General features: G+C 58.4%; 20 protein-coding genes and 1 pseudogene. 16 read left to right on the forward strand and 5 right to left on the reverse strand.

The window, feature by feature from the left end:
• Nucleotides 1–58: 58 nt before the first annotated feature.
• From JHD62_RS23050 to recG, 15 genes and pseudogenes are all read left to right on the forward strand, one after another.
• Nucleotides 59–1,231, forward strand: a pseudogene (locus tag JHD62_RS23050) (FIST signal transduction protein); the annotation flags it as partial.
• Nucleotides 1,214–2,044, forward strand: a complete 831-nt coding sequence (locus JHD62_RS23055; protein WP_370541043.1) for a methyl-accepting chemotaxis protein — start codon at nucleotides 1,214–1,216, stop codon at nucleotides 2,042–2,044. The pseudogene JHD62_RS23050 and the gene JHD62_RS23055, both read left to right, overlap by 18 nt.
• A gap of 710 nt (nucleotides 2,045–2,754) precedes the next feature.
• Nucleotides 2,755–3,639: a ubiquinol oxidase subunit II gene (gene cyoA / locus JHD62_RS08055; RefSeq protein ID WP_231588899.1), complete on the forward strand. Its 885-nt coding sequence runs from the start codon at nucleotides 2,755–2,757 to the stop codon at nucleotides 3,637–3,639.
• Nucleotides 3,640–3,645: 6 nt separating this feature from the next.
• On the forward strand, nucleotides 3,646–5,688 hold the full coding sequence (gene cyoB / locus JHD62_RS08060) for a cytochrome o ubiquinol oxidase subunit I (protein ID WP_199102461.1): 2,043 nt from the start codon (nucleotides 3,646–3,648) through the stop codon (nucleotides 5,686–5,688).
• Nucleotides 5,689–5,702: 14 nt separating this feature from the next.
• The gene (gene cyoC / locus JHD62_RS08065) at nucleotides 5,703–6,314 is read left to right on the forward strand and encodes a cytochrome o ubiquinol oxidase subunit III (RefSeq protein ID WP_199102462.1); all 612 of its coding nucleotides are present in this window, start codon (nucleotides 5,703–5,705) and stop codon (nucleotides 6,312–6,314) included.
• Entirely contained in the window at nucleotides 6,314–6,637 is a 324-nt protein-coding gene (gene cyoD, locus JHD62_RS08070; protein WP_178971189.1) for a cytochrome o ubiquinol oxidase subunit IV, read from the forward strand. Before cyoC ends, cyoD begins: the two co-directional genes overlap by 1 nt.
• 11 nt (nucleotides 6,638–6,648) lie before the next feature.
• A complete protein-coding gene (gene cyoE, locus JHD62_RS08075) occupies nucleotides 6,649–7,533 on the forward strand; it encodes a heme o synthase (RefSeq protein WP_199102472.1) in 885 nt (294 codons plus the stop codon).
• A 216-nt stretch (nucleotides 7,534–7,749) separates the two neighbouring features.
• Nucleotides 7,750–8,754 carry a tRNA dihydrouridine(20/20a) synthase DusA gene (gene dusA / locus JHD62_RS08080; protein WP_199102463.1) on the forward strand — a complete coding sequence of 335 codons (1,005 nt, stop codon included), beginning with the start codon at nucleotides 7,750–7,752 and terminating at the stop codon, nucleotides 8,752–8,754.
• Between the two features lie 82 nt (nucleotides 8,755–8,836).
• Nucleotides 8,837–9,430: an RdgB/HAM1 family non-canonical purine NTP pyrophosphatase gene (rdgB, locus tag JHD62_RS08085; RefSeq protein WP_199102464.1), complete on the forward strand. Its 594-nt coding sequence runs from the start codon at nucleotides 8,837–8,839 to the stop codon at nucleotides 9,428–9,430.
• Nucleotides 9,427–10,668, forward strand: coding sequence for a radical SAM family heme chaperone HemW (hemW, locus tag JHD62_RS08090; protein ID WP_199102465.1), 1,242 nt, complete (start codon nucleotides 9,427–9,429; stop codon nucleotides 10,666–10,668). Before rdgB ends, hemW begins: the two co-directional genes overlap by 4 nt.
• Entirely contained in the window at nucleotides 10,669–11,052 is a 384-nt protein-coding gene (locus tag JHD62_RS08095) for a RidA family protein (RefSeq protein WP_045847662.1), read from the forward strand. It begins immediately after the preceding gene.
• A gap of 142 nt (nucleotides 11,053–11,194) precedes the next feature.
• The gene (locus JHD62_RS08100; protein WP_199102466.1) at nucleotides 11,195–11,605 is read left to right on the forward strand and encodes a DUF4124 domain-containing protein; all 411 of its coding nucleotides are present in this window, start codon (nucleotides 11,195–11,197) and stop codon (nucleotides 11,603–11,605) included.
• A 12-nt stretch (nucleotides 11,606–11,617) separates the two neighbouring features.
• On the forward strand, nucleotides 11,618–12,454 hold the full coding sequence (locus JHD62_RS08105; protein WP_199102467.1) for a PhzF family phenazine biosynthesis protein: 837 nt from the start codon (nucleotides 11,618–11,620) through the stop codon (nucleotides 12,452–12,454).
• 99 nt (nucleotides 12,455–12,553) lie between these two features.
• Nucleotides 12,554–12,988: a DUF2147 domain-containing protein gene (locus JHD62_RS08110; RefSeq protein ID WP_233160753.1), complete on the forward strand. Its 435-nt coding sequence runs from the start codon at nucleotides 12,554–12,556 to the stop codon at nucleotides 12,986–12,988.
• Between the two features lie 78 nt (nucleotides 12,989–13,066).
• Nucleotides 13,067–15,115 (forward strand): ATP-dependent DNA helicase RecG, encoded by a 2,049-nt coding sequence (recG, locus tag JHD62_RS08115; RefSeq protein WP_199102468.1) that lies wholly within the window; start codon nucleotides 13,067–13,069, stop codon nucleotides 15,113–15,115.
• Between the two features lie 258 nt (nucleotides 15,116–15,373).
• On the opposite strand, the gene JHD62_RS08120 is transcribed toward recG, so the two are convergent.
• The 5 genes from JHD62_RS08120 to pstS all read right to left on the reverse strand — a co-directional run bounded on the left by JHD62_RS08120 (nucleotide 15,374) and on the right by pstS (nucleotide 20,914).
• Entirely contained in the window at nucleotides 15,374–16,834 is a 1,461-nt protein-coding gene (locus tag JHD62_RS08120) for an inorganic phosphate transporter (protein ID WP_199102469.1), read from the reverse strand.
• Between the two features lie 255 nt (nucleotides 16,835–17,089).
• Nucleotides 17,090–17,854: a phosphate ABC transporter ATP-binding protein PstB gene (pstB, locus tag JHD62_RS08125; protein WP_045847657.1), complete on the reverse strand. Its 765-nt coding sequence runs from the start codon at nucleotides 17,852–17,854 to the stop codon at nucleotides 17,090–17,092.
• Between the two features lie 12 nt (nucleotides 17,855–17,866).
• Nucleotides 17,867–18,778 carry a phosphate ABC transporter permease PstA gene (gene pstA / locus JHD62_RS08130; protein WP_199102470.1) on the reverse strand — a complete coding sequence of 304 codons (912 nt, stop codon included), beginning with the start codon at nucleotides 18,776–18,778 and terminating at the stop codon, nucleotides 17,867–17,869.
• 15 nt (nucleotides 18,779–18,793) lie between these two features.
• Nucleotides 18,794–19,756, reverse strand: coding sequence for a phosphate ABC transporter permease subunit PstC (gene pstC / locus JHD62_RS08135; protein ID WP_045847655.1), 963 nt, complete (start codon nucleotides 19,754–19,756; stop codon nucleotides 18,794–18,796).
• Nucleotides 19,757–19,873: 117 nt separating this feature from the next.
• Complete coding sequence (pstS, locus tag JHD62_RS08140; RefSeq protein WP_045847654.1) at nucleotides 19,874–20,914, reverse strand: phosphate ABC transporter substrate-binding protein PstS; 1,041 nt, start codon at nucleotides 20,912–20,914, stop codon at nucleotides 19,874–19,876.
• Between the two features lie 163 nt (nucleotides 20,915–21,077).
• On the opposite strand from pstS, the gene tpiA reads away from it, so the two are divergent.
• Nucleotides 21,078–21,617: triose-phosphate isomerase (gene tpiA / locus JHD62_RS08145; protein WP_199102471.1), on the forward strand; the 540-nt coding region annotated here is incomplete at its 3' end.

Consider the following 21,617-nt stretch of genomic DNA (forward strand, 5'->3'; position numbering starts at 1 on the left):
ACCATGCCATAAGCATGAAAATAATAATGATTCACATTGCCAATGGGAGAGTGTCAGGATGTTTTTCAAGCGCAATAAACCCACCATTCAAAGCGAGCCGGGCAAGCAGGGCTCTGCGCCCATCCAGGTCATCCGCAGCCGCACCTCTTCGGTAGATAACGACCTGCGTGCCGCCAGCCGGGACGACATCGCCCTGGTACTTGGCTTTATCAATCCGGCAGCCAATCTGGACCAGGTAGCACGTAGTGCCGCCGCAGCCTTTCCCGGTGCCAAGGTGGTGCTGACCACCACTGCGGGCGAACTGTGTTCGCTCAAGGCAAACGACCCGCTGTATCTTCCGGCTAATCCGGGTTGGGACAGCATGGTGTTCCAGCTGTTTGACAAGCAAATCCTGTCTGCCGTGCATGTGGCCAGCGTGCCCCTGGGCTGTGAGGACCTGAAGGCGGGCCAGAGCAAGATGGGGCGTGACGAGCGGGTGCGCCGCATCATGGACAACTTGTCCCGCGTGCAGCCCGGCTTTTCCATGAGCTATCAGGATGGCTTCGTGCTGACCCTGGTGGACGGCCTGTCCAGCAGCGAAAGCTATCTGATGGAAGCCGTGTACGAATCGGAACGCTTCCCCTATCTGTTTATCGGTGGTTCGGCCGGTGGCCCGCTGGACTTCTCCATGACCCGCCTGCATGACGGCCAGAGCGTGCGCGATGGCCATGCGGTACTGGTGTTCATCAAGCTGTCCCCGGCCTATCGCTACGGCGTGTTCAAGTCGCAGAACTTCCAGGAAACCGGTACTGCTTTCACCATTGCCAAAGCCAGTGCCGAACTGCGCACCGTGGAGTCGGTATTCGACCGGGACGGCAAGGTGGCCAATGTGGTGGAAGTGCTGGCGCGTCACTTTTCCTGCAGCCCTGGCGAAGTGGGTGACAGACTGGCCAAGTACAGCTTTGGCATCAAGATCAAGAACGATATGTTCGTGCGCTCGGTGCTGAGCGTGGATGCCCAGAACGGGGTATTGCACTTCGCCTGTGACCTGAGCTTTGGCGAAGAGCTGCACCTGCTGAAACAAGAAGGCCTGGTGGAACGAACCCAGGGCGATTTCAGCCGTTTTACCCAAGGCAAGCCGGCTGCGGTTGGCGGCCTGCTCAACGACTGTATCTTGCGCCGACTCAACAACAGCAGCGCGCTGGCTGGCAGCAATGTCTACGGCGATATCCCGGTGGCCGGTTTTTCTTCGTTTGGCGAGTTGCTGGGGGTCAATATCAACCAGACCCAGACCGCGGTATTTTTCTACCCGGCACGCGATGGCTTTCAGGACGACTTTATCCAGCGTTTCCCCATTCATTACGCCAACTTCAAGAACTACTTTGCCAGCCGCGAAGTATCGCGCGCCCGTTGCATCGACCGGATGAAGTCGCAGGTGATTCACGAATTGCAAGGCTACAAGAGCTTTGCCAGCCAGTTGATGGAAAGCCTGCCGATGTTCCGTCAGGCCTCTGCCGAGCTGGTGACCCACCTGATTGCCATCCAGAGCGAGATTTCACGCTTCTCCGGCAGCGTGGAGCAGGGCAACAAGACCTCAGCCAATGTCAGCTTGCGCATTGTCGAACTGGAAAAAGATGCACGCCAGATTGGCGATGTGATGCTGATGATCAAGAAGATTGCCGAACAGACCAATCTGCTGGCCCTGAATGCGGCGATTGAAGCCGCACGTGCAGGGGAAGCCGGCCGTGGTTTTGCCGTGGTGGCGGACGAGGTACGCAAGCTGGCCAACAACACCCAGTCCAATCTGGATGCAACCGGTGGCGCAGTGGAACACGTGATGAGCGGCGTGGCGCAAGTGGGCGTGGACATGCGGCTGATGAGCGAACATGTCAGCAGCTTTGCCGGCGAAATGCAGCAGGTGGTGAGCTTGCTGGGCAAGCTGACCGCTTCGTCCAACAGCAGTCAGGAGCAGCTGGACCAGATGGTGGGCAGTACCGGTGAACTCTACGAGCGCATGCGCAAGGTTGACCAGGATATGGAAGCCATTCTGGAGCTGGAACGCTGAGCTGAAACACGACAAACCAGATCCCCGATCTCCAACCGCCGCCTTGCGTTTGCAAGCGGCGGTTTTTTATTGCCTGTAGCTGTGGCGTTACGCAAGGGGAACTTTTTTGCAACGAAATGTAACAGCCGGAATGCTGCGCTGCACCGCGAATGCACATGGCTTAAAGCGTTGCTGTTGCTGCAATAAATCTGACATTTGCGCCTTGATGCAAATCAAATATGCACCATTTTGGCGCGTATTTATGCCAATGAAGAGTCGCTGCCAGCTTGCTAAGGTGAATAAAACTGATTTTTAATAGCGCGCCCGTCACTGTGACAAATTGTCGCAGTCTTGTCAGCCCACTCTGCAAATCAGGCAGTGGGGAGATGGTGACGACGCACATTTTCTTCAAGCAGGTCCACCCAGCACAGATGGAACCGGCGACCCGGTCCAATCCCGGCACGCAAGAGGTGTGCCGCGTGTGCGGCCGCGGGTCATGACACGGCTGCAGTGTCGTGTGGAATGGTAGTCAAACAAACGGTATTCAACGGTAACAAGGCCGCCTGTAAGGGCCTTGTTCTTGGTGCGGGGTTCCCGCATCCGACATGCACGACGGCGTCTGCTGACATGACGCCGTCCCTCGCCGCGGCGAGCAAGGAATCTTTAACCCGTAAAGTCGTATGATGAGAAACTCTAGACCCACCCGCCTGTTGTGGGGGCTTTCTCCAGTCGTGACTGCACTGCTCACCGGTTGTCAGGGTGGCATTCTTGACCCGAAAGGGCAGGTCGCAGCGGATGAGAAATCCCTGATCATCACCGCCACTGTGCTGATGTTGCTGGTTGTCATTCCGGTCATCGTGATGACTTTCCTGTTTGCCTGGAAGTATCGTGCCAGCAACAAGGACGCCATCTACACGCCCAAGTGGTCCCACTCCAACAAGATCGAGGCCGTGGTCTGGATCATCCCCATCATCATCGTCAGCTGTCTGGCCGTGGTGACCTGGAACACCACGCACAAGCTGGACCCGTACCGCCCGCTGGATTCGGACAAAAAGCCGATCAACGTGCAGGTGGTTGCCATGAACTGGAAGTGGCTGTTCATCTACCCGGATCTGAACATCGCCACCGTCAACCAGCTGGCCTTCCCCAAGAACGTCCCGGTTAACTTCCGCATCACTTCCGATGCCGCGATGAACTCCTTCTTCATCCCGCAGCTGGGTGGCCAGATTTACGCCATGGCCGGCATGGAAACCAAGCTGCATCTGATCGCCAATGAAGCCGGTACCTACAAGGGCATGTCGTCCAACTACAGCGGCGCCGGTTTCTCCGGCATGAAGTTCAATGCCATTGCCACCGAAACGCCCGAGCAGTTCGATGCCTGGGTACAGAAGGTGCGTGCTGCTGGCAAGTCGTTGAATGCAGATGCTTATCTCGCGCTGGCCAAGCCGAGCGAGAACAATCCGGTGGCGTTCTACAACATGCCGGAACCGCGTCTGTTTGATGCCGTGCTGCACAAGTACATGGCAGGCCGCCAGTCGCTGGCTGCCACCGACGACGAACTGAAGCTGGCCGCGCTGACCAAGCGTCTGTGCGAAACCCCGGCCGTCAAGGAGTAATAATCGATGTTGTTAGGCAAACTGACTCTGGATGCCATCCCCTACAAGGAACCCATCATTGTGGCCGCGCTGTCCGGCGCCGGCCTGCTGGGCCTGGTGGTGATGGCGCTCATTACCAAATTTGGTAAATGGGGCTATTTGTGGAAAGAGTGGCTGACTTCGGTCGACCACAAGAAGATTGGCGTGATGTACATCGTTGTCGCCATGATCATGCTGCTGCGCGGCTTTGCCGATGCACTGATGATGCGTGCCCAGCTGGCCATGGCCACCGACGGGCATCTGGGGGTATTTCCGCCAGAACACTACGACCAGATCTTCACCGCGCATGGTGTGATCATGATCATCTTCATGGCCATGCCTTTCATGACCGGCCTGATGAACATCGTGGTGCCGCTGCAAATCGGCGCGCGCGACGTGGCCTTCCCCTTCCTGAACTCGCTGAGCTTCTGGCTGCTGGTGTCGGCGGTGATCCTGGTCAACCTGTCGCTGGGTGTGGGTAACTTTGCCCGTACCGGCTGGGTGGCCTATCCGCCGCTGTCTGAGCTGGGGTTCAGTCCTGACGTGGGGGTGGATTACTACACCTGGGCGCTACAGATATCCGGTATAGGGACGACGCTGACGGCGATCAACTTCCTGGTCACCATCATCAAGATGCGCGCACCGGGCATGAAGCTGATGCAAATGCCGATCTTCACCTGGACCTGCACCTGGGCCAACGTGCTGATCGTGGCTTCCTTCCCCATCCTGACCGGCGCCCTGGCCATGCTGAGCCTGGACCGCTACCTGGACTTCCACTTCTTTACCGCGGAAGCCGGTGGCAACGCCATGATGTACCTGAACCTGTTCTGGGCCTGGGGCCATCCTGAAGTTTACATTCTGGTGCTGCCGGCTTTCGGTATCTTCTCCGAAGTCATCTCCACCTTCTCCGGCAAGCGCCTGTTTGGCCACACCTCCATGATCGTCGCCAGTGGCGTGATTTCGGTGCTGGGCTTCATGGTGTGGCTGCACCACTTCTTCACCATGGGTTCCGGTGCGGATGTGAACGCCTTCTTCGGTATCGCCACCATGGTGATTTCAGTGCCGACCGGCGTGAAGCTGTTCAACTGGCTGTTCACCATGTATCAGGGCCGTATCCGCTTTACCCCGCCGGTACTGTGGACCATGGGCTTCATGGTGACCTTCTCCATCGGCGGCATGACCGGCGTGCTGATGGCCGTTCCTGGTGCTGACTTTGTGCTGCACAACAGCCTGTTCCTGATTGCCCACTTCCACAACACCATCATCGGTGGCGCGGTATTCGGCTATCTGGCTGGTTTCTCTTACTGGTTCCCCAAGGCCTTCGGCTTCAAGCTGAATGAAAAGCTGGGCAAGGCAGCCTTCTGGTTCTGGCAGAGTGGCTTCATGTTTGCCTTTATCCCGCTGTACATCCTGGGCTTCCTGGGCATGACCCGTCGTCTGAACCATACTGATAATCCGGCTTGGGACCCGTGGCTGTACATCGCCTGCGTGGGCGCCGTGCTGATTGCCTGCGGTATCGGCTGCCAGCTGCTGCAGATCGTGGTGAGCATCCGCGACCGCAAGAAACTGGCCGACGTGACCGGCGACCCGTGGAATGGCCATACCCTGGAGTGGTCCACTTCCTCCCCGCCGCCGTTCTACAACTTCGCTGTTGTGCCGCATGTGCATGATATCGACGCCTTCACCGACATGAAGGAAAAGGGCGAGGCTTACAAGGTGCCGCAGAAGTACGCACCGATCCACATGCCGAGCAACACCGCCACCGGCGTGTACATCGGTGGCTTCACCACCCTGCTGGGTTTTGCCTTGATCTGGCATATCTGGTGGCTGGCGATTGTCGGCCTGGTGGGCATCATCGGTGCCATGCTGGCCCGTGCCTACGACAACAATCTGGACTACTACGTACAGCCGGATGAAGTGGAAGCAATCGAGCGTGCCCACTTTGAAAAAATGGGCATTGATGTGGACAACTACAGCGAACGCGATGCAGACAAGCCGCGTCGTGGCAGCCGTCCCACCACTACTGCTTAACAGGTTGAGCCAAGATGAGTACTTATGTAGAACACGCGCACGACGCGCATGATGACCACGAGCACCACGACAGCGGTTCGCAGACCGTGCTGGGCTTCTGGTTCTATCTGATGACCGACTGCATTCTGTTCGCCACGGCTTTTGCGGCTTATGCAGTGCTGTATCGCAACATCGCCACCGGTGTTTCGGGCAAGGAAATCTTCGAGCTGCCTTATGTGATGGGTGAAACCGCAGCCCTGCTGCTGTCCTCCATCACCTACGGTTTTGCCATGATTGCCGGTTACAAGGGCAACAAGTCGGCCGTGCTGGGCTGGCTGGCCGTTACCTTTGCCTGCGGTGCCGTGTTCATCGGCATGGAAGTGAACGAGTTTCACCACCTGATCGCCGAAGGCCATGGCCCGAATGTCAGCGCCTTCCTGTCCTCTTTCTTCGGCCTGGTTGGCCTGCACGGCCTGCACGTGACCGCCGGCCTGCTGTGGATGGCGGTGATGATGTTCGAAGTGGCCAAGACCGGCCTGACCGGCCGCGCCATGACCCGCCTGAGCTGCCTCAGCCTGTTCTGGCACTTCCTGGACATCGTGTGGATCTGCGTGTTTACCGTCGTGTACCTGAAAGGAGCCATGTAATGAGTCAGGCTCATGAACACGCCGCCGACCACGGCAGCGTAAAAAGCTACCTCACCGGTTTCGTGCTGGCTGTCATTCTCACTGCCATTCCGTTCTGGATGGTGATGAGCGGCAACTTCACCAAACAGGCCACCGTTATCGGCATCTTCGGCTTCGCCGTGGTGCAGATCATCGTGCACCTCAAGTACTTCCTGCATCTGAACTTCACCAAGGAAGGCAAGCTCAACAGCTTCTCCTTCCTGTTCACCGCGATGATCATCGTGATGCTGGTTGGGCTGTCGGTGTGGATCATCTCCACCGCCGATGCACTGATGTTGCGCTGAGCCGGGACGTGATGAAACTCAAGCGCTATTTGCAGGTGACCAAGCCGGGCATCATCTTCGGCAACCTCATCTCCACCGTGGGTGGTTTCTTGCTGGCATCGCAGGGTAGGCTGGACTGGACCCTGCTGCTGGCCACGGTGGCCGGGTTGTCGCTGGTGGTGGCCTCCGGCTGTGCCATCAACAACTGCATCGACCGCGATATCGACGCACGTATGGCCCGCACCCAGAAACGGGTGCTGGTGACCGGCGACATGAGCCTCAAGGCAGCGCTGGCACATGGTTTTGTGCTGGGTGTTGCCGGCTTTGCCACGCTGGCCATCTGGACCAACATGCTGGCGCTGGCCTGTGCTGCGTTTGGCTTCGTGATCTATGTTGGCGTGTACAGCCTGTACATGAAGCGCAAGTCGGTATATGGCACCCTGGTGGGCAGCCTGTCCGGCGCAGTACCGCCGGTGGCGGGCTACTGTGCCGCCAGCGGCCGCTTTGACAGCGGTGCTGCCATCCTGCTGCTGATGTTCTGCCTGTGGCAGATGCCGCATTCCTACGCCATCGCCATCTTCCGCTTCAAGGACTACGAAGCGGCGAAGATTCCGGTGCTGCCGGTGGTGAAGGGCATTTCCGAGGCCAAGCAACAGATCGTGCTGTACATCCTGGCCTTTGCCGTTGCCACCTTGCTGTTGGTGTTCTACGGCTATGCCGGTTATGGCTACCTGGCCGTGGCCTGTGCCACCAGCCTGTGGTGGCTGAAGATGGCGCTGTCCGGTTACAAGGAAAGCACTGACGACCGCGTTTGGGCGCGTCAGGTGTTCTTCTTCTCCATCATCACCGTCACCGCACTGTCGGTGATGATGGCGGTGGATGGCCAGGTACCGGCCCATATCGGCTGGATGCTCTGAGTCCTGCTCACATCAGATCAAACCTCCGCTGGCAGCCCGCCTGTCGCGGAGGTTTTTCTTTGTCCGCCTGCTTTGACCATGACGAGGCTTGACCCTGCACCAGAGCGCGCCGGATAATGTGCGCCCTGTTAAGTCTCTGTTTTTGCAGCATGTCAGCAGCCGCTGCCCTCTGATGCACCCTGGCCTGCAAGGCCGGGCCCACTAGCCCTGACCACGATGAACGCCACCAAGCCCGTTTTGCCCTCACGCCGTCTGTCTGTCGCCCCGATGCTGGACTGGACCGACCGCCACTACCGCTACTTTGCCCGGCAAATCAGCCGTCACACCTGGCTGTATACCGAAATGGTCACCACTGGTGCGCTGCTGTATGGCGATGTGGAGCGGCATTTGCGCTTTGACGAAGCCGAACACCCGGTGGCCCTGCAACTGGGTGGCTCCGAGCCGTCCGAGCTGGCGCAGTGCGCGCGGTTGGCGCAGCAGTGGGGTTATGACGAGGTGAACCTTAACGTCGGCTGTCCGTCCGAGCGGGTGCAAAAGGGGGCGTTTGGTGCCTGCCTGATGGCCGAGCCGCAACTGGTGGCCGACTGCGTCAAGGCCATGCGTGATGTGGTGGACATCGATGTCACCGTCAAGCACCGCATCGGTATCGACCAGATCGAGCATTACGACTACCTGGCCGGTTTTGTCGACCAGGTGGCTGCCGCCGGCTGCACCACCTTTATCGTGCATGCGCGCAATGCCATCCTCAAGGGTCTGAGCCCCAAGGAAAACCGCGAAATCCCGCCGCTGAAATATGACTACGTCTACCGGCTGAAACAGGAAAGACCGGAGCTGGAAATCCTTATCAATGGCGGGGTAAAAACCAATGCCGAAATCGCCGAACACCTGCGCCATGTCGATGGTGTGATGGTGGGGCGCGAGGCCTATCACAACCCCTGGCTGATGGCGGAGTGGGATGCCGCTTTCTATGGTGATGACAGCAGCGCGGTGACCCGCCAGCAGGTGGTGGATGCCATGCTGCCGTATATCCGTGCCCGTCTGGCCGAGGGCCACAAGCTGCGTAATATTGCCCGCCATATACTGGGCCTGTTCCAGGGCATGCCGGGTGCACGCCAGTGGCGGCGCATGCTGTCCGATGCCAAGCTCTTGGATGGTGCCGACGAAGGCCTGCTGTTGCAGGCATTGGCGGCCATGCCGTCCCGCGTGTCCGACACCGAATAATCCGTGCTGACAGCAGGGTGGACGCGGCATGGTTGGCCGCTTACCCTGCTGTTCTGCTCTGTACGCAACAGGATGAATCCACATGTTCGACAAACTGGTTCTCGCCAGCAATAACGCTGGCAAGCTGCGTGAATTTTCCGCCCTGCTGGCACCGTTGGGTGTCACCGTCATCCCGCAAGGGCAACTCAATGTGCCGGAATGCCCGGAGCCGCATTACACCTTTCTGGAAAATGCGCTGGAAAAGGCCCGTCATGCCAGTCATGTCACCGGTCTGCCGGCGCTGGCGGATGATTCCGGCATCTGCGTGGAAGCGCTGGGCGGCAAGCCCGGTGTGTTGTCGGCGCGCTATGCCGGCGAGCCCAAGTCGGACGAGCGCAATAACGCCAAGCTGATCGAAAAGCTGCAAGGCAAGGACAATCGCCGCGCCTGGTATTACTGCGTGCTGGTACTGGTACGCCATGCCGACGACCCGCAACCGCTGGTGGCCGACGGCATGTGGCTGGGCGAAGTGCAGGATACTGCAGCAGGCGAGGGTGGCTTCGGTTACGACCCCTACTTCTACCTGCCGGAATTCGGCTGCACCGTGGCCCAACTGGCGGCCGAGGACAAGAACCGCGTCAGCCATCGCGGCAAGGCCATGCAGGACATGCTGGGCAAACTGCGTGAGCTGGCATGAGCGTGATTGATCTGTCCGGGCTGAAAGGCGGCCTGCGTGAACTGCCGCCGCTGTCGCTGTATATCCATTTCCCCTGGTGCGTGCGCAAATGCCCGTACTGCGATTTCAACTCGCACGAGCTGAAAAGCGGTAGCGGCCAGACCGTGCAATGGAACCCGCAAGCTGGCGTTGCCAGCGGTGGTTTCGATGAAATGGCCTATGTGGAAACCCTGCTGCGCGATCTGGAATACAGCCTGCCCGCCATCTGGGGCCGCAGCGTCAGCACCATTTTCATGGGCGGCGGTACGCCCAGCCTGTTTTCGGCGCAGGCCATGGACACCCTGCTGGCGGGCATTCGCGCCCGGCTGCGGCTGTCGCCGGAGGCGGAAATCACCATGGAAGCCAACCCCGGCACCTTCGAGGCGGAAAAATTCCGCGGCTACCGTGAGGCCGGCATCAACCGCCTGTCCATCGGCATTCAGAGTTTCAATCCGCAGCATCTGCAAGTGCTGGGGCGGATTCATGATGGCGATGAAGCACGCCGCGCCATCGACATTGCGCTGTCCAGCTTCGACAACGTCAATCTCGACCTGATGTACGCCTTGCCCGGCCAGACGCTGGAACAGGCATTGCAGGATATCGACACCGCCTTGTCGCATGGCATCACTCACTTGTCGGCTTATCACCTCACCATCGAGCCCAACACGCTGTACGCTGTACGCACGCCGCAAAACCTGCCGGATGACGAAGTGTCGGCGGACATGCAGGATGCCATCGAAGCGCGACTGGCCGCTGCCGGTTTCGAACATTACGAAACCTCGGCCTTCGCCCGGCCCGGCAAGCGCAGCCGCCATAACGTCAATTACTGGCAGTTTGGTGATTATCTGGGCATTGGTGCCGGCGCGCACGGCAAGATCAGCAGCCACGAGGGCATCGTGCGGGAAATGCGCCACAAGCAACCTGCGGCCTATATCCAGGCAGTGGCCGACGGCCAGCCGGTGCAAAGCAGCCGCAAGGTGGCGCGCGACGAGCTGCCCTTTGAATTCATGATGAATCTGTTGCGCCTGACCGGCGGCTTTGAAACGCGCCTGTTCACCGAGCGTACCGGTTTGCCTGTATCCTGTATCCGGAATGAATTGCAGCAGGCCATCCAGCAAGGATTGCTGGAGCAGGATGCCACCACCATTCGCCCCACTTTGCAGGGGCAACGTTTTCTCAATGACCTGTTAACCCTGTTTCTCAGGGATGGAGACCAGTAAATGACCAAAGAAATCATCCATACCGAACACGCTCCGGCCGCCATCGGTGCTTACTCGCAGGCCGTGAAGGCTGGCAACACCGTTTACCTGTCCGGCCAGATTCCGCTGGACCCGGCTACCATGACCGTGGTGGAAGGTGGTTTCGCGGCCGAAACCCACCAGGTGTTCAAGAACCTGAAAGCCGTGTGCGAAGCTGCCGGTGGCAGCCTGGACCAGATCGTCAAGCTCAATGCCTACCTGACCGACCTGTCCAATTTCGCTACTTTCAACGAAATCATGGGCCAGTACTTCAGCCAGCCTTACCCTGCTCGTGCCGCCGTTGGCGTGGCCAGCCTGCCCAAGGGTGTGCAGGTTGAAGCCGAAGCCGTACTGTTCCTGGGCTGATCAATGCCAGGGCAGTGAACACAACAGGCGACTTCGGTCGCCTGTTTGCATTGAGGGCAACTGCCAGTTGGTCCGGCAGCCATGGCCAGGAAAATCCCGTTTCATCTCCATTCCACTCCACGGTCCTTGCAGGAGGTGACGCATGATGTGTCATGGCTATCTGGCTTTGCTGTTGTGTGCATTGCCCGTGTCGGCCCAGGTTTTCAAGTGTCTGGGGCCACAAAGACAAATCCAGTATCAGGACCATCCCTGTCCGGCTGATCACCAGGCCCAGTTGATGCAGCAGGGCAGCTTCAGTCTGATCACCAGGGAGTATTACCAGATTCATGGCCGCGTAGTGATGGTGACTGAGGAGCGCAGCAAGCCAAAGCGTGTTCAGCCTCCGGCCTCAAGCAGGCTGGCATCAGCCAAGGCATGTGACAGATTGCAGACCAGCGAGCAGCGTGTGCAGCAAAACCTGTTGCACAGCCGTTCTGCCAAGCAAACAAAGCGTTTCCAGCGCCAGCTTGCCAAGCTGCAACAAGCCTTGCAGGATGCCCGTTGTTCAAGCTGATGGGAGAGATCCATGTCCGGTTTACCGTTCGAAATCGTCAATGTATTTGCCGAAACCATGTTTGGCGGTAATCCGCTGGCAGTGTTTACCGCTGCGCAAGCGCTGTCGGATGCAACCATGCAGGCACTGGCCCGGCAGATGAATCTGTCTGAGTCGGTATTCGTCCTGCCTTCAACCCAGGCCGATGCCCGCTTGCGCATTTTTACGCCAGCCCACGAACTGCCGTTTGCCGGGCATCCCACTCTGGGAGCGGCAGCCGTGCTGTATCACCAGCGGCAATTGGGCGAGAGCTTTGCGCTGGAAACCAATGCAGGGGTGATCCCGATCCGGCATCAGGACGGGCAATTCATCTTGCAGGCCAATCCTGCCAGGGAGCGCGCTGCCGCGCTGGACATCGAAGGTGCCGCTGCCATGCTGCGTCTGCCTGTTTCCGCCATTGCAGCCCCTCCCAGCTGGCTGGATACCGGCAGCGAGCAATTGTTGATACGTGTTGCCAGCGCAGAGGCCGTACTGGCCGCCCGGCCAGACCCGGCCCTGTTTGTCCGGGATGCCTGCCTGTACCCTGGCCGCTGCGTAGCCTACTTGTGGCACGTGTCCAACAACCTCGCTACAGTGCGCCTGTTTTACGAGCAGGACGGCGCTGTGCTGGAAGACCCGGGTACCGGCTCGGCCTGCGCCAATCTGGGTGGCTGGTGCAGCCTGCATCAGACCTATCCTGTGCAATGGCGTGTGGAGCAGGGGGCAGTGCTGCAACGCCCCAATGTGTTGCACTTGACGGTGGATGAGCAGCGTCGTATTTATGTCGGCGGTAGCGTCATTCCATTGGCGCGTGGCGAATTTGTCTTGTGAGCCGGAGCCATGCTTGACGGTTGACCAAGCCCTTGGCATCCTAGAGTCCAAGCTTCAAACTAGCGTTTCAATAAGACAAACAACACGAGGAAAAACATCATGAGCACATTGTGGAAAGTCGCTGTCGCGGCGGTGGGATTCATGGCGCTGTCACACGCTGCGCTGGCAGACAGCCCGATTGGCAGCTGGAAAACCATCGACGACGACACCAAGCAGGCCAAGGCTGTGGTGCAGATCGCCGAAGGTGCCAATGGCGAATTGTCCGGCAAGATCGTCAAGTTGTTCCAGAATCCGGATGTGGTGTGCGAAGCGTGTGATGGCGAGCGCAAGGGCAAGCCGGTCAACGGCATGACCATTCTGTGGGGCTTGAAGAAGGATGGCGATACCTGGGCCAACGGCAAGATTCTGGACCCGCACAATGGCAAGGTATACAGCGCCAAGATGAAACTGGTGGATGGCGGCAAGAAGCTTGAGGTACGCGGTTTCCTGGGCGTTTCGCTGCTGGGCCGTACCCAGGTGTGGGAACGTCAGTAAGCATTCTGTAGCAAGGACAGGGCAGGGCGGCGTGCCAGGGCGGTGCGCCGCCCTGTTTTTTGGTTACAATCGCTGTCGATGACCCATGCCAACGACCTCGCCAACCAGCCACTGAATGTGGCACCCGCTCTGGCCAAGAAGCTGGACAAGCTCGGCCTGCGCCGTCGCCTCGATCTGGTCTTGCACCTGCCATTGCGTTACGAAGACGAAACCCATCTCTATCCGATTGGCGCTGCTCCGTATGGGCAGCCAGTACTGGTGGAAGGACGGGTCATCAGTCATGAAGTGCAGTTCCGCCCGCGCAAGCAGTTGATGGTGCGCCTGGAGGATGCCAGCGGTGTGCTGGTATTGCGCTTCATCCATTTTTATCCCAGCCAGCTCAAACAATTTGCCGATGGTGTGTTGATTCGCGCCATGGGCGAAATCCGTCGTGGCTTTCATGGCGACGAGATGGTACACCCCAAAACCCGCGAAGTGGTCGAAGGCAGCCCGCTGGCGGAAAGCCTCACACCGGTCTATCCCACGGTAAACGGCGTCACCCAGCCCATGCTGCGCAAGCTTATCCGCCATGAGCTCAAGGCCTTGCCGCTGCCGGAAACCTTGCCAGAGCCGGTGATGGCCCGGCTGGGCCTGCAAAGCTTCGCCGATGCCGTGCAGCTCTTGCATTCTCCGCCGCCGGAATACAGTGCCAGCCAGCTGTCCGAGCCAAGCCTGCCGGCATGGCAGCGACTCAAATTTGACGAATTGATGGCGCAGCAGCTTTCCATGCGGCTGGCCTATCGCGCCCGCCGGCAAGGGCAGGCAGCCGCCATCCGAGGCAATGGCCAGCTGCGCCAGGCCCTGTTTGCCACGCTGCCCTTTGCGCTGACCCGTGCACAGCAAAAAGTACTGGCTGAAATCGATGCCGACCTGGCGCAGTCGCACCCCATGCATCGTTTGCTGCAGGGGGATGTGGGCAGCGGCAAGACGGTGGTGGCCGCTCTGGCAGCCCTGACTGCCATTGAGGCCGGTTTTCAGGTGGCATTGATGGCACCCACCGAAATCCTGGCAGAGCAGCATTACCGCAAGTTGTCCGGCTGGCTGGAGCCGCTGGGACTGACCGTATGTTGGTTATCCGGCAGTCAGCGCAAAAAGCAGAAAGAACAGTCGCTGCTGCAGATGGCGAATGGCGAAGCCCAACTGGCAGTTGGCACCCATGCCTTGTTTCAGGATGGTGTCAGCTTTTCCCGGCTGGGGCTGGTCATTGTGGACGAGCAACACCGCTTTGGTGTCGGGCAGCGGCTGGCACTCAAGCAAAAGGGGCAGGAACCCCATCAGCTGATGATGTCGGCCACGCCGATACCGCGTACTTTGGCCATGAGTTTCTATGCCGATCTGGACGTGTCCGTCATTGATGAATTGCCACCGGGCCGCACCCCCATCGTCACCAAGCTGATCAACAGCAGCCGGCGCGAAGAGGTAATCGACTATGTCCACAAGACTTGTAGCGAAGGCCAGCAGGTGTACTGGGTATGTCCCTTGATCGAAGAGTCGGAAACCTTGCAGTTGCAAACAGCGGTGGATACCCATCGGGTACTGGCCGCCCAGCTGGCACAGTGGAAAGTGGGTCTGGTGCATGGCCGCATGAAGCCGGACGAAAAAGCCGCCGTGATGGCTGCCTTTACCAGCCGGGAGCTGCATGTACTGGTGGCTACCACTGTCATCGAAGTTGGCGTGGATGTACCCAATGCCAGCCTGATGGTGATTGAACACGCCGAGCGCATGGGTTTGTCGCAATTGCACCAGCTGCGTGGCCGGGTTGGGCGCGGTAGCGCACGCAGTGTCTGCATGTTGCTGTTTGAGAATCCGCTGTCAGAGCTGGCCAAGGCGCGCCTGAAAGTGATTTACGAGAATGTGGATGGCTTCGAGATTGCCCGGCAGGATTTGCTGATACGGGGGCCGGGTGAGTTTCTCGGCGCACGGCAAAGCGGTGTGCCAATGTTGCGCTTTGCCAACCTGGAAGAAGATATCGAGCTGCTGGAAGCTGCCCGTGAGCTGGCGCCAGAAGTACTGCAACGCTGGCCGGAAGCGGCAGAGGCGCATCTGGAACGCTGGCTGTCCGGACGTGAGCAATACCTCAAGGCCTGACGTCCCCCGGATTGCTGTTTTTCCTGCAATCAGCCAAAAAAAGCGCCCCATTCCGACTGGAATGAGGCGTCAAGGGATTGCTGCAAACAACAAAGGAGAAACCATGATGAAGCGAAATAATATTAGCAAATAATTAAATAACGAATCAATGGTGTTTTGTTTGCTGTTTGATCATGATCAAACTCTTCAGATCATGATGCCCATCATAGAAAAAGCCGCCCACGGGCGGCTTTTCAGGCAATGTCGCAGCAACAGGGCTTACTTGAGCCAGTTGCTGGCCAGGTAGTACAGGCTGCCCGACAGCAGCATGGCAACCGGCATGGTAAACAACCAGGCCAGCAGGATGGAGCGTACGGTCGACCATTGCAGGCCGGCCTTGTCAGCCACCATGGTGCCCGCCACGCCGCTGGACAAAACATGGGTGGTGGAAACCGGCAGGCCAAACTGACTGGCCAGACCAATGGAGACCGCCGCAGTCAGCTGGGCCGACATGCCCTGAGCGTAGGTCATGTCCTTCTTGCCAATGCCTTCGCCGACAGTCTTCACCACGCGACGCCAGCCAATCATGGTGCCACCGCCCAGCGCCAGCGCCACGGCAATGATCACCCAGGTGGGCGCGTATTCGGTGGTAACGGTCAGGTCCTTGCGCAGATTGCTCAGCAGCTGCTTGTCATCCGCACTCAGGTTAGGCAGCGAGCCGGCCTTCTTGGCTGCATCATCCAGACACAGCAGGTCGGTACGTACATCCCAGCGTTTGCTATCCGGCAGGTTGCGATAGGTGCTGCCATCGCCCAATGCAGTAATCAGGTTGTCGGCAGTGTGCAGAGTGTCACGCGGGCGACAGTCATGCACATTGCTACCAGTGGCCGATGGCTTGAACATGGCGTCCAGTGCGGTCTGGTGACGATTGTAGAACTGCTGCAAATGCAGGGCCGCGTCACGGGTGCGTTCGATCTGGTAAGGGGTACTGTCCAGATTCAGCACGTATTTGGCCGGGACAATGCCAATGAGAACCAGCATGATCAGGCCGACACCCTTCTGGCCGTCATTGGAACCGTGCGAGAAGCTTACACCCATGGAGCTGACAATCAGCATGAAGCGCATCCAGAACGGTGGATGCTTGCGGCCTTCCACTTGCTGACGCTGGAAGGGTGTCTTGTGCATATTGCTTTGCGGGCGGGAGCGGCGCAGTGCAATCACTAGCAGACCGGACAGCAGTGCACCGACCAGCGGCGAGCACAACAGCGACAAACCCACATCGATGGCCTTGCCCCAGTTCACGCCCTGCGACAGCGGGGTGCCGTTGATCAGGCAATTGGCCAGGCCAACGCCGAGGATGGCGCCGATCAGGGTGTGCGAGCTGGAAGCTGGCAAACCGAAATACCAGGTACCCAGATTCCAGGCAATGGCAGCAGTCAGCAAAGCAAACACCATGGCCATGCCACGGGCGGTATTGACCGATACCAGCAAATCAACCGGCAGCAAGTGAACAATGGCATAGGCAACCGCCAGACCCCCGGTCAGAACACCCAGAAAGTTGAAAACACCGGAGGCAAATACCGCCAGGCGTGGCTTCATCGATTGAGTGTAAATGACGGTGGCAACAGCGTTGGCCGTGTCGTGGAAACCGTTGATGAACTCGAAGGCCAGGACAAAGCCCAGCGACAAGATCAGGGTAATGGCCACATGGGTGTCCAGCCCTGCAAAGAGGTCCAGCATGATCATGAAAATCGTGTTAAGGAAAGCCGGGATTGTTGTGTCCAGACCTTCGTGCGTCAAGTAAATGAACCAAAAAAAAACAGGCTTGTCGTTTTCCCGCTGCGCAACTGACAGCTTGCTTGACAGGTGTCTGTTTTCGCCGGTTTTTTCAGGCGTCCCAAGCCAAAATCATCTGGAATAATGGCGGGCAAAATGGGGCGGAATGCAAAAGCCCCCGCCCTGGATAAACCAGTTGCGGGGGCTGTGAATGGCGGATCAGCCGAACTTGCCGGTGATGTAATCCTCGGTGGCCTTTTGTTTGGGCGCGGTGAAGATATTGTCGGTCTCGCCAAACTCCACCAGTTCACCCAGATACATGTAGGCGGTGAAATCGGAAACCCGCGCCGCCTGCTGCATATTGTGGGTCACAATGGCGATGGTGTAGTCCTCTTTCAGTTCATGAATGAGTTCTTCGATGTGGGCAGTGGAAATCGGGTCCAGTGCCGACGTCGGTTCATCCAGCAGCAGCACTTCCGGACGGGATGCCACGGCGCGGGCAATGCACAGACGCTGCTGCTGGCCACCGGACAGCGAGTTGCCGGATTGCTTCAGCTTGTCCTTTACCTCATCCCACAGCGCAGCCTTGCGCAAGGCCCATTCCACGCGGTCGTCCATCTCGGTCTTGGCCAGTTTTTCGTACAACTTCACCCCGAAGGTAATGTTGTCGTAGATGGACATCGGGAACGGCGTCGGCTTCTGGAACACCATGCCCACCTTGGCGCGCAAGAGGTTGATATCCACATCGCGGCCCAGGATGTTATGCCCGTCCAGCAGGATTTCGCCTTCAGAACGCAGGCCCGGATACAGCTCGTACATGCGGTTGAAAGTGCGCAGCAGGGTGGATTTGCCACAGCCGGAGGGGCCGATGAAGGCAGTGACCATGCGCGGTGCAATCTCCAGATTGATGTTCTTCAATGCGTGGAAATTACCGTAAAAGAAGTTCAGATTCTTGACCTGAAGCTTGACGTTGTTATCAGCCATTGTCGTCATGCCTTAATGCGATTGGGTTTTCTGGCTGCCCATCCAGCGGGCAAGGATATTAAGCGTCAGCACGCTCAGGGTAATCAGCAAAGCACCAGTCCAGGCCAGGGTGTGCCAGTCTTCGTACGGGCTCATGGCGAACTGGAAAATCACGATGGGCAGGTTGGCCATCGGCTGGTTCATGTTGTTGTTGAAGAACTGGTTGTTCAGGGCAGTAAACAGCAGCGGCGCGGTTTCACCAGAAATCCGTGCCACCGCCAGCAAGATGCCGGTCAGCACCCCGGCCTTGGCCGAGCGCAGTGTCACATACAGGGTGATTTTCCATTGCGGCGTACCCAGGGCTGCGGCCGCTTCGCGCAGGGTGTTGGGGACCAGGCGCAGCATGTTTTCGGTGGTGCGCACTACCACTGGGATCACCAGCAGGGCCAGGGCCAGAGCACCGGCCCAGCCGGAAAAATGTCCCACGCTCACCACGTAAACTTCATAAACAAACAGGCCGATCACGATGGAAGGAGCTGACAGCAGAATGTCGTTGATGAAGCGGGTGGCGGGTGCCAGCCAGCCGCGCTGACCGAACTCAGCCAGATAGATGCCGGCCATAATCCCGACCGGGGTGCCGATCACGGTGCCAAAAAAGGTCATCATCAGGCTGCCGTAAATGGCATTGGCGAGGCCCCCCTGGCTGCCTGGTGGCGGCGTGCTCTGCGTGAATGCCTGCAGGTTCAGGCCGGACAGGCCGTGCTGCAGCAGTGTGAACAGAATCCACAGCAACCAGAACAGGCCAAAGGCCATGGTAAGGGTGGAGGCCCCCATGTTGAAGGCATTCACCAGGCGACGGCGACGATAGATCGAAGTATTCATGGTGCTGCTGCTTTCGCTGCGACCCTGCAGTTTCACGGATTCGCTGATGGTACTGTTGGTCATGGTGTTGGCGCCTTGTCAGGATGCCTTGCCTTCCTGTTTCTGCAGGCGCAGTAACAGGAGTTTGGCACAGGCCAGTACGACGAAGGTGATGAAAAACAGGATCAAGCCCAGCTCGATCAGGGAAGCCATATGGAATTCTCCGGTGGCTTCGGCAAATTCATTGGCCAGTGCGGAAGAAATCGACTGACCCGGTTCGAACAGGCCGACGGCAAAACGGGAAGAGTTGCCGATGACGAAGGTCACCGCCATGGTTTCACCCAGTGCACGGCCAAGGCCCAGCATGATGCCGCCCACCACACCGGTCTTGGTGTAAGGCAGAACCACGTAGCGTACGACTTCCCAGGTGGTGGAACCCAGGCCGTAGGCAGATTCCTTGAGCATGGTGGGCACCACTTCAAACACATCACGCATCACGGATGCGATGAACGGAATCACCATCACGGCCAGGATCAGGCCGGCAGTAAATACACCGATGCCCATCGGCGCACCCTGGAACAACAGACCGATCAACGGAATGTCACCCAGGTTGTCAATCAGCATCGGCTGGATATGGTCGGCAAACATCGGGGCAAACACAAACAGGCCCCACATGCCGTAAATGATGGACGGAATGCCTGCCAGCAGCTCGACGGCAATACCCAGCGGACGCTTGAGTACATTCGGACACAGCTCGGTCAGGAATACCGCAATACCGAAGCTGACCGGCACGCCAATCAGCAAGGCAATGAAAGAGGTGGCCAGCGTGCCGAACACCGGCACCAGTGCACCGAATTTCTGTGCTACCGGATCCCAGTCGCTATCGGTCAGGAAACCCCAGCCAAACTTGCTCAGGCTGGGCATGGCACCAATGATCAGGGAGATCAGAATGCCCACCAGCAAGGCCAGTACCAGAAAGGCAAAGCAGCGCGTGGCTATTCTGAACAGATTGTCTAGCAGCAGTTGCCGCTGCATTTGCTGGTTATTGCTGAACTTTTCCATGAGGGATACTCGGTCGCGTCTCAGACAAAAAGCCGGGGTGGTAAGCCCCGGCCTTGCGGCTACAACTATCTGAAAGGTGCACAACAAGCACGCTCATTCGTTGTAGCCAGATTGTTATCAATTAAAGACCGGCTTGCCGCTAGCGTCGGTAATCTGCTTCCAGCTGGTACGAATCACGGTCTTCACGCTATCCGGCATCGGGATGTAGTCCAGATCCAGTGCGGTCTTGTCGCCATTCTTGTAAGCCCAGTCGAAGAACTTCAGTACTTCGGTGCCCTGTGCCGGTTTGTCCTGCTTCTTGTGCATCAGGATGAAAGTGGCACCGGAAATCGGCCAGCTATCCTTGCCCGGCTGATTGGTAAGGATCAGGTAGAAACCAGGAGCCTTTTTCCAGTCTGCATTCGCTGCGGCAGCCTTGAAGGTCTTTTCGTCCGGAGCAACAAAGTTGCCGGATTCATTCTTCAGTTGACCGTAAGTCAGTTTGTTTTGCTTGGCGTAGGCATATTCAACATAACCGATGGCACCCTTGATGCGGGTTACATAGTTGGCTACGCCTTCATTACCCTTGCCACCCACACCGGTCGGCCAGTTCACGGCGGTGTTGGAACCAACCTTGCTGGACCATTCGCTGGAAACCTTGGACAGGTAGTTGGTGAAGATGAAGCTGGTACCGGAACCGTCGGAACGACGTACCACGGTGATCTTCTGATCCGGCAGCTTGACGCCCGGGTTCAGGCTGGCGATGGCCGGGTCATTCCACTTGGCAACCTTGCCCAGGAAGATATCAGCCAGCAACGGGCCGGTAAACTTCACCTGACCTGCGGCGATACCGGGTACATTGATCACCGGTACAACACCACCGATCACGGTCGGGAACTGGGTCAGGCCGGATTTCTCCAGCTCTTCAGCCTTCAAGGGCATGTCGGAAGCACCGAAATCAACAGTCTTGGACTGGATTTGCTTGATGCCGCCACCAGAGCCGATGGACTGGTAGTTCATGTTGTTGCTGGTCGTTGCCTTGTAGGAAGTGGCCCACTTAGCGTACAAGGGATAGGGGAAAGTAGCGCCGGCGCCGGTGATGTCGGCTGCCATGGCTGCGCCAGCAACAAAGCCGGCGGACAAGGCCAGCGAAGCGACCAGACGTACAGACTGTTTCATGCTTGCTCCTGAGTATTAGGGTAAGGGCGTGCTAAGTGTTGAGGCGCATCCTATCCCCCCAAGTTTTCAGAAATATTACAAGTCGTCGAAAAGCCGTATGGTATGTTTTGACGCCACCGCGAGTGGGGATATAATCCGCAGCTCAAATACGGAGGCAAGCGACATGGCAGGCAAGCTGATCATCGGCAACTGGAAGATGAACACCCGCGCGCAAAGCGCACAATCCCTGGTTGCGGCCTTGCTGGCCGATCCGGTATGCAATCAGCCCTGGGTGGGTGTTGCGGCACCAGCTGTCTATCTGGCAGCGCTGGGCGCGCAGCTTGCCGGTCAGGCTCTGCAATTGTCGGCGCAGGATGTCAGCAGCTTTGCCGCTGACGGCGCCTTCACCGGTGAGGTGTCTGCCGCCATGCTCAGTGACGTCGGCTGCCGCTATACACTGGTTGGACATTCCGAGCGCCGCCAGTATTTTGGCGAGGCCAATCCGGCCTTGCTCTCCAAGATGAACAACGCCATGGCTGCGGGCCTGGTGCCGGTGCTGTGTGTGGGAGAAACCCTGGGCGAACGCGAGTCCGGGCAGTACCTGGATGTGATTTTCAGCCAGCTGGCCATCCTGTCCGAGGTGAACGACAGCGAGTACGTCATTGCTTATGAGCCCGTCTGGGCGATCGGCACCGGCAAGGTGGCATCGCTGGAGCAGATTGCC

The sequence above is a fragment of the Aquitalea sp. ASV11 genome, assembly GCF_016429185.1.
GTDB classification, from domain to species: domain Bacteria; phylum Pseudomonadota; class Gammaproteobacteria; order Burkholderiales; family Chromobacteriaceae; genus Aquitalea; species Aquitalea pelogenes.